Source organism: Parapedobacter tibetensis (assembly GCF_024704835.1).
Taxonomy (GTDB): domain Bacteria; phylum Bacteroidota; class Bacteroidia; order Sphingobacteriales; family Sphingobacteriaceae; genus Parapedobacter; species Parapedobacter tibetensis.
This window is the reverse complement of sequence record NZ_JAMXBE010000024.1, coordinates 1-11,309: the sequence shown is the minus strand read 5'-3', so window position 1 is coordinate 11,309 and position 11,309 is coordinate 1. Positions and strand designations below refer to the sequence as shown.

Here is an 11,309-nt window from a genome sequence, read left to right as displayed (position 1 = left end):
CGCTGCTACCGCAGCGCAATGGTTTCCGCTTAAATCAATCGTTTATCTTTACTAATGAGACAAAGGAAAATAAAAATTTCATCGTTTCTTCACCCCAAATTTGTGGGAAATACCACCCCAATTTAGGTGGTATAAAAGGGAACGATGGGCCCAAGATTCGGAGCGCTTCCCTCCTACAAAGCAAGTGGTTGGTTAAGTTGCCCGAAAATTATCCCCGGTATTTGCCAGCTGCCTTTATATGCGTGACTCAACCCTCAAAGACTTGCGCGAGGGGGCATGCTGCGGAAGGGACGGCACACGACACTTAGCCGGAAAGTAGTTATGGCTATAACCATAAAAAACATGGATATATAAATCTTTTTAAGGTTATAGCCATAAAAACTTGATATTTGTAAATCATTGTAATGGTTGATATGGATTATATCAACCATGAGGCCTACACCCAGACTTGTTTGGTGTGAAATCCAGTACGACGTTGTTGGAGTTCTTCGCCTATTTCAAAGACGCTTACCTCATGGAATCTCTCCCACAGTTCAGCTATTTTCTGGCCCTTGGCAACCAGCTACGCCCCCATTCAATGCTCTAGGTCCAACGGTCTGTTTTTGCCCAACCTGAACCCGACGGATGCACCGGCGAGCGGTGCGAAATACGCTTTCCTTTCGTCAATCCCCAATCCCCCGCCAACAAGCATGCCATTGGCGGTATGCTCAAAATCAAAATTAAACGATGGCTTCGCATTTTTCAGCTGGCGGATGGCTGTTGTCTTATGGCGTATCCCCGAAAATCTTTAATAAATCTGCTTCAAATTCGGGCGACAACTGGTAGTCAACCGCGAAAAACTTCAATTCATCGAAAAGCTTTAGGTAGGTGTTTCTGTCATACCTGATGCGATAGCGTGCGATATCTTGGGTAAACAGCCGTTTCATGCCGTTAAGGCCTTTCGTGCCGATGACCCCAGCTGCGTTGGCGGCAACGTCGATGGCCAGGTTTTCGCCCACCGTCCGTTCGAGGTAATGTTGGTTGAGCGGTTCATCCAGATCGATGAATCCGTGCTGGTTCCTGAAGAGTCTTTCATCATCGAATGCATAGCTCTGGATTTTGTACGTATGGGTTTTCGTGTTGAACTTGATGTGTATGGTTTCCACCTGCTCCACGGGTATGTAATCGTATCCATTGAACAGATTTTTAATCACGATATTGCTGTCCGTCACCTGTTGCAGTACACCTTTTATCCTGCCAGTCTTCGTTTTCACCACCGTGTTATAAGCCGTTACCATCCGGTCGCCCGCCGGCATGTGCTTTTGGGCTAGGGCCATGTGGCCGCATAACAGCGTGATGATTAATAGGATGGTGGTTTTCAACATGGTGGTTTTTGATATAACGAGTTTGCGCTATTTAGGACTTTATGAAAGGGCTTCAAATTTCAGGCTGTAGCTTACTTGGGTACTCCATCTAAAAGAAAATACTAACGCCAAAATTGATCTGTCTTAAAAAATCGCCGGTATACCTAGTATAGACGGGATTTTCCCAGTCTCCTTTAGATAAATCAGCTGTCCGGGCCTGCCACCTCTCCCTACGGAAACCTACTTCCGTAGCAGATTAATCTACATTTACATACCTCCTTCTTATTTGATTATGCCGAAGACTAATGAACCTGCTTAAACTTTTTTCTCCTTGTTAATCCTCCTAAGGAACAGTACGCTGTTAGCTTGTCGAGCTATTGAAATATCGAACGCAGCGATTAACGAGACAAAGGAAAATAAAAATATCATCGTTTCTTCACCCCAAATTTGTGGGAAATACTACCCCAATTTAGGTGATATAAAAGGGAACGATGGGCCCAAGATCCGGAGCATTGACAAGGGGCAATAATGCGATGAACAGGTCTTCCAAATGTTCATCGAGCAATTGGAAATACTGTTGCATAATTTCGTTTGGTGGTCTTGGGGATTTTTCATGTGATTTTTGTAACCATTTCGGTCTCCGGTCAAATGCAACCCCGCTTCTTAAATAACATGGCCATCGCATATAGGCAAACAACCAACACTGATACGCTGGAAATGCCAATAATAACGGCATGCTTGTCAATGAATCCTGAAAACGCCTCCATGCTTATATATTGCTTTACGAAGCCGTATTTAAAAAAAAAGCTGATCGTATTTCCAATTGCGTGGGCCACAATGCAATAAAGGAGATTATTGCTCCGGTAATAAATCCATCCTACAAAACAGGAAAATAAAAATGCACCAACTATGGAGACATGCAGTAGGCCAAACAGTATGGAAGAAAGCAGGAGTGCGACGATAAATGAGTACCGCCTAATCAAACCGTTCAGGACAATGCCTCTAAATAGTATTTCCTCAGAAATGGGAACAATAATACATGAAAAAACAAAGTAATACACATTTACTTCACTTGCCATGGGTTCAATCAACATCTTATACACATCATGCTCATCAAAAAAACTAAGAAAAGGACTAGGGAGAGACTTGATACACAATACGCCCAAGCAAATCAAGAAAACAATATTCACATTAAGCTTTCTGACTTTGAATAGTGATTGACCCAAATATTCATATTTGACCAGAACTCGCGCGAACACCAACAAAACGAACAGTTTGAGCACTTCGGAAAGCAACGATACCAACGATTCGTTTTCGATGAATGAGAATGGGAGTTTGGAAATTGGGTGAAGTACAAAAAACCAAATTAACAGCAATGCTAATGATTGTATAATATTAGGGAATGTATATGTGGATTCTTTCATATTGCCATAAGCTTTAACTATTCAGCCCAACTGACAATGTAGACATTAACATCGCCTCTGATGCTGGGGAAATCGGATCCCGTCCTCGATACTTGCCATTGAACATGCGTCAAACTAGATGTGTCCTGTGGCTAAGGAAAGGAAGGCTACCTTTGGATAAACGGCTATAACGCCTAGCCTATAAAATGCACATGATATTAACGTTTTGTCTTCGGCAGTCCGATGCCAACCCCCAGCGTATAAAAGCCGAGGCTGTTATATTCCAGGTCTGCCAATTCCGGATTGTTGTTCTGATTAAGAGATTCGGTGAATTATAAATGGTTTTGAAAATGAAAAATTATAGTCGAATATTTTGAAATGAACTCAACATGTTTTGAGTTTTAAAAGATGGATATAGTACAATTTTTGGCACTTCCTTACATTTTTACGGTTAATCTTTTTGATGGAGCCGTATCATGGATATACCGCCAAGTGCAACGACTAAGGCATCGGAAATCCCGCTTGCCCATGATCATTTGCCCAAACAGGTGGTGAATAACCTCGCCGCTACGAATGCTACGTTGTGCGGGGTCGTGGGGCACACATGACCACTTTTCAACCACCACATCTCAGTTATGCCTGTTTGGGCTATCTAAATTACTCTTTATAAAGATTCTTCCTGTATTTCTTCTCCTTTTTATATTCGGCTTCTGCAATGGAATCCAATATCTTGCTGTGATAGATGCCAAAAAAGTAGTTGGAAATGGGTTGTCCCTCAACGGGCATCAAATATGGATTAGCCCTCAAATCAGATGCGTACGCTTTCCCTAGGCTGTCAGCTAACCTGTTGACATGGGTATTACCGATAATGTCAAAGTTTATAGACAGAGATACGTCTTTAGTGATAGTGTCAGGTTGCGTGTAAAATTCCTTCATACCGCACATAAATACTACCTGTTTAAAACTTTCCACCCAATTCGCCTTTCTTTGCCGCTCTGCTTTGCGGAGTGAACATGCGCTACAAAGCAAAAGCAGCAGAATCACCATTAAAATTTTTAGTTGCACAATATTTGCCATTGATAATTCATTTTAATTCCCACAAATGAATATACGCCACTCCCTGCTGTCTTCCATTGATAGGAGGTCTTGCTCCAATACCAAAATAACACCCTGAATTGCAAGTTCTTCCATCCCATAAATCGGCATGACCTGAGGCAAAATCTCTAGGGTAATTGGGAATCATAATATAAATACCTTTTTTCCCTTCAAGAAGTCTTGGAAAATTTTTCCCATTTTCTCCTCCCTGAGCCCCGGTAAATTTTGTTGGTGCTGCAAACGTTTTTTTCATCCATGCGTTTAGATTAGCGGCCCCTAAAAAATAATTCTTCCCATCAGCTCCTTTCGCAGTTTGTCCGCTTATTGCAGGTATTGTGATACCGGAATAATTCAACGCTTTGGAAACCCTGAGCGCACACGCATTTTGATAACTGTTGTCTGTATCATTCAAATGCAGATTGTAAACCTGCCCCCCAATTAATTTATAAACCTCCGGATTGGGCATGAAACTACCATTTTTTTTCGGAAAAGCGGTGTCAAATGCCTCCCAAGTTGGGAGATTTTGCTGCTTGAAGCTCAGACTTGGATTATTCCAATACGCTTCATCAAAATCTTCACCGTCTTTTCCCGGATTACTCCCCATGAACCAGTTCTCGAATTGCCCCCAGGTTATGTCGGGTCGATGGGCAAGGAATCCGACCGCCCACTTCGCGAACGCCGTGGCCTCAGGCGAATGTTTTCCTGACTCAAGGTAATCCACAAGGACACCGACTACCAAAGGGTTTGTTTCAAGGTATTTGACTTCTGTTGGGTCGGTGACCCCCAAGGCCAATATCAGGTATTTCCACGCAGCTATCGGCGGTGCGCTTTCCACTTCCTTTATCAACGGATTGAAGGTACCCGGATCTTCCGGCTTGGGGATCAGGTCCATGCAGGGCATCATCCACACCATACCGTCGGGAACCGGTGTTTCCGGCATCCTGTAGTTCGGATCGGGGTTGCAGTTGGGCGGCAGGTAATCCTTCGGCAATGGATTGCTACTTACGCCGCCACCCGGGCCCATCGGGGCCACACCTGAACCACCGGGGCCTCTCGGCGGCGGCAAGGGGGGGCATCGGGCGGGGGTGGCGGCCAACATATCATGCGGGTATTGGTTCTACTGCAGGACACGCGTCCTGAAATGGCCGTCCCCCCGGGACAGTCGCATTCACATGTCCAACTGCTTACCAACGCACAGCCACCCACGCTCCCCTCCGACACGTTGCCGCCAGTTGCCATCATGGGGAACCCATGGGCCGTCCAAAGCCGGCCTGCCGGGCAACCGAGGCAGGTTTTTCCTTATCGAATCGAAAGCTGTTCTCCACGTTGCCTTCAAGGTCCTGTACCAGCAGCAGGCCACTGTATGAATGCCGGTCCCCGTACAACCAAGCCGAATCGGGAAAAAGCGATATCCACTTTTCCCGGATCTGCTGGTTGCCATCCCTGTACATATACAGGTAGTTGAAATAGTCAACCGAAATGCTGGCCCCGTTCACCGTATCGTACTCCCAATAACCCGATCCCGTACGAAGTGGAGCCAAAACCGCGTTGCCGCTCCCGCTCAGTCCCTTCTCAATCGCGCCCTGCCAGACCACCCCCAGTTCCAGAGACTTTTCGGCAAAATTCCCGGATGGATCCACGCTACTGATCTTGACGCCTTTTTGTCGAGGGTTTCGGTTCTGTTTGTAGTGTGCCATAGCCTCGGATATCGTCAGCTTCCTGCCAGGCTCATCCGGATCGATACCTGCGTCGATCTCCTTATCGCAGGAACCAACGGAAAAGGCCAGGGAGAATGTCAAGATTAAAAGTCTGGATGTACGGACAGTGCGGCTTTGTCTTTTTGATACGTAATTTTGGTTCATACTTTTTGTTATGTTTGGTTATCTGTAACGCTGCTACCGCAGCACAATGGCGACCCTTAAATCAACCGTTTATCTTTAATAGCGAGACAAAGGAAAATAAAAATTTCATCGTTTCTTCACCCCAAATTTGTGGGAAATACTACCCCAATTTAGGTGATACGATTTGTTATGGAACCCGTGCAAACCACGGCACATCAGGCACCGTTCGTTGGATATTAAATTTGAAAACAGTCCATAACTTATGGGCAATACCAGGGATTTTTAAAAGAATCGCAACCCCTCGTCCTTGCGAGCAAGTGCGCTGTGGAATGATTTCAGGCATCATGCCCGCAAGGCTTCCCATTCTTCCTTCCTGAAACGGTGGAGCATGACGGCAAAAATGCCCCAAGCCACGAGGCAGGCTACCCATACCAGAAGCTCGTGACGGATGAAGACGTAATGTGCATAGCCCAACACGCCAACACCGCCCATAATCAACAACGTCGTCATGAAATTGCTGCCGGACAGCTTTATGGGCTGCGAGAAGGGATAAGCTTTCATCGTAAACAAGGCAACCAATATTGCCTCTATGCTTCCTATGGCGGCTGCAAGCAGCGCATCGTTGATGATGCCAAACCCGGCTATGGGCACACCAAGCAGGAGCAATCCCAAAATAAACGGATAGAAGAATTTGGTAAGCACGGCCTTTAATACGCCAGCCATGAACACTCCCGGCGACGAAACAGGAGCAGCCCGGTAAACCCATGCCGCTTTGAACTGCTCGTGCTGCGTCAGGTATTGGTAAGCGCTGATTAGTGTAAATAACGACAAGTAGAATAGGAGGATAAAACCGCTCCCGTCGCGCATTTGCTCCAACTTGTCTTCAAACGACCGCGGCGTATCCTGCTTACCAAACCCGAAGAAGAAGAAAAATACGAAATACACCGGGATATAAGCCAATGTTGGGTAAAGCTTCTGCTTAAATTCCCGCGATCGCCCTGTAATGAGCCACACGATGTTGAACCCAGCGCTTTCCAGCGGGCTGCGTGTCAATACAGGTGACAACCGGCTGCCCCACTTACGTTTTGACGGGCGATCGGTATCCGTCCGCTGGCCATCGCCCGTGGCCATCGCGGCCACCTTGTCATTGAATCCAGTAGCGAAAATTCGAACAACCAGCCACAGGGAAACCATGGGAGTGGTTACACCCAAGAGGCTCAATACCACCATTAGCCAAGATAACGACTGCGCGGCCAGTTGCTGAAGTGAGGCTATCCACACCGGTGGAAACACCCATAACCACGGTGTCTCTTCCACCCTGAGTTGCTGCACCCAATCTTGGCGCAACAGTATCGGGCCGAAATAATAGGCCGAAATCACCACCACCGTAAAGACAACCTGGAGCATGGACACCAGATCCTTTAACCGCCGTGCCGACAGCCACTTGATCATCATGAGGTAAAACTGATTGACGAGCAACAGGGTAAGTATGCCGGCAGTGAATACCTGGAAGATAAAAACGAGCCCCACAACTATGCCTTGGGTTATGGCGGTATATACCAATCCGGGTAACACAAGGCCAATGAGCAATCCCATCAGCAAGACGCCGATATGCAGGATACGGCTTACGGCAAATGTACGGTCGTCAACAGGCCTCGGCAAAATGATGTATTGGTCGCGCGGGTCAATGAGAATGGTAGAGAGATCGGCGATAAGCATCAGCGCCAGCACGCACATCATCGAGAAAAAATAGAGTGAATAGGCCACATAGGAGTTGCTGACCATGAAGAAATAAGCCATCAGCATGGCACCCATGACGGCCATGACGAGGAATTGGAGGAAGGTGTTTCCAGACCACCCTTTCTTTTTGGAAGACGATTGGCCCATGGAGGCAAAGGGCCGGCGATCATCCAGCGTCAGCTTAACCTCCAGGATAAGGCGCAGTTTCTCTGTATCCACCCCCATGCGCTTCCAAAGGGCGGTTGGCAATAGCAGCAATTTAAGAATCAGTTTGTTCATGTCTTAACCAAATCAATCCAAAGCCGAAAGGATATGCGAGGCATCCAAATTGCTGTCCGTTCTTCCCGTAAGCCGGGCAAAAACCCGCTCCAGTGTTTCCCCATGTTCATTTTTCAACGACTCAAAGGTGCCGTCGGCTACTATAGCGCCTTCGTTAATCAAGAGGATTCGGTCTGAGATTTTTTCCACCACATCCATCATGTGCGAGCAGTAGAAGATGGTTTTCCCCTCTTTGGCCAACAGGGCAATCAGCTCTTTCACCATGATCACCGCATTGGCATCGAGGCCCGAGAGGGGTTCGTCCAGCACGATGACCGTGGGATTGTGGATGATGCCGGAAATGAGCAGCACCTTCTGGCGCATGCCCTTGGAAAAAGTATCCATTCGGCTATCCCGGTGTTCACCCAAGCCGAAGCCATGCAGCAGCAGCCCCGCCCGCCTACGGGTGGTTTCTTCATCCATGCTGTATAATTTGCCCATGAAATCGAGGTATTCCATCGGTGTAAGCACATCATAGAGTTCGGCATTTTCGGGTACATAGCCGATTTTCGCTTTTACGGCAAGCGTATCTTGGCGGATGTCTATGCCAGCGACCGTCACGTCGCCCCTAAAATCGCTGATTAGCCCACATAGGATTTTCACCGTCGTGGATTTACCAGCTCCATTCGGGCCAATGTATCCGATGATCTGTCCGGGATAGATGTCAAGGTCAATCCCTTTCAGGATCTGCTTGCTATCATACCATTTCTCCAATCGGGATATGCTGATGATGGGTTGTGCCTGTTCGTTCATGCGTAACTTATGATTGTGTGTAAAACTTCCAACGATTCCCAAAAATAATCTTTATTTGCCATTCAACCCAGCATACTCATTTAAAGTTAACTCTTTGATTATCTACATTCTTTATGTTTGAATCTCAATGAATGTCATTAGAGAAATCAATGATTAATAATTTGAAAGTCTTTGAACAAAGGAAAATAAAAATCTTATCGTTTTTTCACACCATAATTGTGGGAAATACTACCCCAATTTTGGGGGGCAACGTCGAGGTGATGCAATTAGCTCCTTACGAACTTCCAAATCCAATAATCCATAAAACAACTTATCGTCTCATGCTAGACATAAAACCGTTCCACGCCGGAACGGATCCATGCAACGCCCAACCGGTTTTATGGGAACGTCGGAAGTAAACCAGTCGAAGTATTACCGGGCCTAGGTGAAATGTACCTGAACCCATCTGGAACGCGAACGGCTCCATGGCCATGTTGGAAGCAAACTATCCGGAGTACGAACGGTTCTGGGGTGAAATAGACCCGAACCCATCCGGAACGCGGACGGCCCCATGGCCACGTTGGAAGCAAGCCATCCGAAGTACGAACGGTATTGGGGGAAAATAGACCCGAACCCATGTGGGATGCGAACGGTCTCATGGCCGCGTTGGAAGCAAGCCATCCGAAGTACGGACGGTATTGGGGGAAGCAGGCCCGAACCCACCCGGAACGAGACCGGTTCCATGGCCATGTTGGAAGCAAGCCGGCTGAAGTGCGCACGGTTTCATGGCCACGTTGGAAGCAAACCGGTTGAAGTGTGAACGGGTTTGGGTGAAACAGTCATGGACTTGTCTGAAATACGAACGGCTTTGTGGACGATTGGTAAGGAATCCGTCCGAAACCGACCCAGGCTCGGGTGGAATGTAACCGAACCCATCCGGAGCGTGAACGGGTTTAGGATAGCGTTGGAAGTAATCCATCCTGAATGCGGACGGTTTCATGCCCATGTTGGAAGTAAACCGGTTGACGTGGAAACAGGTTTCGGTGAAACAGCCATGAACCCATCCGGAACGCCAATGGTTTCATGTCCATGTTGGAAGTAAACCGGTGGAAGTCTGAACAGGCTTGCGTGAAATAGACCTGAACTTGGTCGGAAATAGCCCCGAACCCTGCCGGGCGTGGACAGGGTTCGGGGCTGTGCAAACCAATACCGTTCAGACGTCGGAATAACGGTTGTTTGGGCAATGGTCATTGCCGGAACCGGCGGAGAAGGAACAGGGCAGCGATGGCCAGGGCCAGGACAGCCGCCGCCCAACATCAGGGGGGTTGGCGCATATCGCTATGCCTGAGCGTGTGGCTTTGCTGGTACACCGTACTATCCGAAACCGAGGATGTGGTGCGTTGCGTATGCCGCAGGCTGTCGCGGGTGGAGCGGCGTTCCGTACGCACACCTTCGCGTTTCACCTCCACGCGTACGGCAAGCCCGCGGTACCCCGAATCGGGATGGTAGGTAAACGGGCCGGATGGGATGATGGTGGCGCTTTCCCGGTAAGTTGTATGAAAAAGGGTGGTCCGCACATCGCAAGACCACCCTGTGGTTAATCACTGCCTTGGTCCGTTTACCAACGGGTAAACACTGTGGCAATGGGACTCCAGGCACTTTCGCCCTTGATATTGCGCGATCGCACGCGGGCATAGTACTCTAGCCGGTTTTCCAGGCCGGTGATGATATTGCCCTTGCTGCGGCGGATCCGCCGGATCTCACCCCAGATAGGTTGCCCATCGGCATCCAGCCCGTCGGCTATCGTATACTCGTATTCGGCAGCTGCCTTCACGGCCGCCCAATCGAGGATTACCTCCCCGGGTAGCCTTCCGTCACGGAATTTGATCCAATCCACCGTTTCAGCCGCCAAAAGCGCACTGGGTGGTTCCACGGCATAGAACCCCGAACCCAGTTGGATGGAACTGATGTCCGTGAAGTTGTTGATGTAGGAGGTTACCCGCCGCATCATCACGATCAATGCTTCGCGGGCTTCATCTTTCTCTTGGTTTTGCTGGATGCTCCCCCCTTTGGCCGTGATGCCCTGCTTGGCGATGTAATCCAGCGCCACCGCTTCATATTCGGCGAAGGTGGGGTGCAGGTCGGGGAAACCAGTACTCGTGCGCAATGCGTCCGCTGTACGGGTAGCCAATCTGGCCAGGTCCGCATCGGACAGGTAACCGTAATTTGTTTTTAATTTTGGTCGTCTCATTTTCTTTTTTGTTTATTTGTTTATTCACTGATTTTCTGCTTGTTTGCTCATTCGTTTATGCGCTTTTTGCGAATCGGCGCATCCGCGTATTAGCGAATAGCGAATTAGCGGATGTGTGGCTAGTGCCACCGGGCAACGGCATGGATCGTCCTGACCGGCCGTCGCTTCCTGTATACACCTTCCGTGGAAGGGCCTGCACGGATGGGATTGGAACGGTCGCCATTTTCATCCACGGCGCCGTCCGGCCCGGTGTTGCCTTCCACGGTGATGCACCAGGTACCGCCCCAGTTATCTACGAAGCCTACATGGGCGATGCGCCGGAGGTTGCTGTAGTAGATGCCGATCTCTGCCAGGTAGATTTCGCGAAGGGGATCGAACACGGATGACGCGGATTGGGCGGATAAGCGCTGATCGCTTAACCCTCTTCCCGCTATTTCTTTCGTTCTATCACCCTTTATGTGAAAACTATCTCGATGCGGCATCGAGTGCGGGGTAGCGGAACGCATCAAGCGAGAATCCGTGTCAATCTGCCCAATCCGCATCATCCGCGTTCCATTCAGAATACCGCCACCAAGCAGCACACAAA

Annotated in this window: 12 protein-coding genes and 1 pseudogene; 3 read left to right on the top strand and 10 right to left on the bottom strand. The window is 48.5% G+C overall.

Annotation, left to right across the window (positions count from 1 at the left end; all coding sequences use genetic code 11):
- Positions 1-764: 764 nt before the first annotated feature.
- Positions 765-1,364 carry a hypothetical protein gene (locus tag NF543_RS23565; RefSeq protein ID WP_257957564.1) on the bottom strand — a complete coding sequence of 200 codons (600 nt, stop codon included), beginning with the start codon at positions 1,362-1,364 and terminating at the stop codon, positions 765-767.
- 623 nt (positions 1,365-1,987) lie between these two features.
- Positions 1,988-2,767 carry a CPBP family intramembrane glutamic endopeptidase gene (locus NF543_RS23560; protein WP_257670853.1) on the bottom strand — a complete coding sequence of 260 codons (780 nt, stop codon included), beginning with the start codon at positions 2,765-2,767 and terminating at the stop codon, positions 1,988-1,990.
- 455 nt (positions 2,768-3,222) lie between these two features.
- Between NF543_RS23560 and NF543_RS23555 the strand changes: the two genes are divergently transcribed.
- The gene (locus tag NF543_RS23555; RefSeq protein WP_257670852.1) at positions 3,223-3,354 is read left to right on the top strand and encodes a hypothetical protein; all 132 of its coding nucleotides are present in this window, start codon (positions 3,223-3,225) and stop codon (positions 3,352-3,354) included.
- 49 nt (positions 3,355-3,403) lie between these two features.
- Here the strand turns inward: NF543_RS23555 and NF543_RS23550 are convergent, their stop codons facing one another.
- The 5 genes from NF543_RS23550 to NF543_RS23530 all read right to left on the bottom strand — a co-directional run bounded on the left by NF543_RS23550 (position 3,404) and on the right by NF543_RS23530 (position 8,493).
- Complete coding sequence (locus NF543_RS23550) at positions 3,404-3,823, bottom strand: hypothetical protein (protein ID WP_257670851.1); 420 nt, start codon at positions 3,821-3,823, stop codon at positions 3,404-3,406.
- Positions 3,824-3,830: 7 nt separating this feature from the next.
- On the bottom strand, positions 3,831-4,940 hold the full coding sequence (locus tag NF543_RS23545) for a type VI secretion system amidase effector protein Tae4 (RefSeq protein ID WP_257670850.1): 1,110 nt from the start codon (positions 4,938-4,940) through the stop codon (positions 3,831-3,833).
- A 139-nt stretch (positions 4,941-5,079) separates the two neighbouring features.
- Complete coding sequence (locus NF543_RS23540; RefSeq protein WP_257957563.1) at positions 5,080-5,703, bottom strand: hypothetical protein; 624 nt, start codon at positions 5,701-5,703, stop codon at positions 5,080-5,082.
- Between the two features lie 321 nt (positions 5,704-6,024).
- Entirely contained in the window at positions 6,025-7,701 is a 1,677-nt protein-coding gene (locus tag NF543_RS23535; RefSeq protein ID WP_257670847.1) for a hypothetical protein, read from the bottom strand.
- A gap of 12 nt (positions 7,702-7,713) precedes the next feature.
- Positions 7,714-8,493, bottom strand: coding sequence for an ABC transporter ATP-binding protein (locus NF543_RS23530; RefSeq protein ID WP_257670846.1), 780 nt, complete (start codon positions 8,491-8,493; stop codon positions 7,714-7,716).
- Between the two features lie 550 nt (positions 8,494-9,043).
- Here NF543_RS23530 and NF543_RS23525 point away from each other — a divergent pair.
- On the top strand, positions 9,044-9,292 hold the full coding sequence (locus tag NF543_RS23525; RefSeq protein ID WP_257957562.1) for a hypothetical protein: 249 nt from the start codon (positions 9,044-9,046) through the stop codon (positions 9,290-9,292).
- Positions 9,293-9,319: 27 nt separating this feature from the next.
- Entirely contained in the window at positions 9,320-9,574 is a 255-nt protein-coding gene (locus NF543_RS23520; protein WP_257957561.1) for a hypothetical protein, read from the top strand.
- Positions 9,575-9,788: 214 nt separating this feature from the next.
- Here NF543_RS23520 and NF543_RS23515 read toward each other — a convergent pair whose 3' ends face one another.
- From NF543_RS23515 to NF543_RS23505, 3 genes and pseudogenes are all read right to left on the bottom strand, one after another.
- A complete protein-coding gene (locus tag NF543_RS23515) occupies positions 9,789-10,049 on the bottom strand; it encodes a hypothetical protein (protein WP_257670843.1) in 261 nt (86 codons plus the stop codon).
- A 41-nt stretch (positions 10,050-10,090) separates the two neighbouring features.
- Positions 10,091-10,723, bottom strand: coding sequence for a fibronectin type III domain-containing protein (locus tag NF543_RS23510; RefSeq protein WP_257670842.1), 633 nt, complete (start codon positions 10,721-10,723; stop codon positions 10,091-10,093).
- Between the two features lie 119 nt (positions 10,724-10,842).
- Positions 10,843-11,309 (bottom strand): annotated as a pseudogene (locus NF543_RS23505) (hypothetical protein); the annotation flags it as partial.

Coding starts and splice junctions, on each gene's coding strand:
- NF543_RS23565 (WP_257957564.1), bottom strand. CDS start 1,364: ATGTTGAAAACCACCATCCTATTAATCATCACGCTGTTATGCGGCCAC.
- NF543_RS23560 (WP_257670853.1), bottom strand. CDS start 2,767: ATGAAAGAATCCACATATACATTCCCTAATATTATACAATCATTAGCA.
- NF543_RS23555 (WP_257670852.1), top strand. CDS start 3,223: ATGGATATACCGCCAAGTGCAACGACTAAGGCATCGGAAATCCCGCTT.
- NF543_RS23550 (WP_257670851.1), bottom strand. CDS start 3,823: ATGGCAAATATTGTGCAACTAAAAATTTTAATGGTGATTCTGCTGCTT.
- NF543_RS23545 (WP_257670850.1), bottom strand. CDS start 4,940: ATGTTGGCCGCCACCCCCGCCCGATGCCCCCCCTTGCCGCCGCCGAGA.
- NF543_RS23540 (WP_257957563.1), bottom strand. CDS start 5,703: ATGAACCAAAATTACGTATCAAAAAGACAAAGCCGCACTGTCCGTACA.
- NF543_RS23535 (WP_257670847.1), bottom strand. CDS start 7,701: ATGAACAAACTGATTCTTAAATTGCTGCTATTGCCAACCGCCCTTTGG.
- NF543_RS23530 (WP_257670846.1), bottom strand. CDS start 8,493: ATGAACGAACAGGCACAACCCATCATCAGCATATCCCGATTGGAGAAA.
- NF543_RS23525 (WP_257957562.1), top strand. CDS start 9,044: ATGGCCACGTTGGAAGCAAGCCATCCGAAGTACGAACGGTATTGGGGG.
- NF543_RS23510 (WP_257670842.1), bottom strand. CDS start 10,723: ATGAGACGACCAAAATTAAAAACAAATTACGGTTACCTGTCCGATGCG.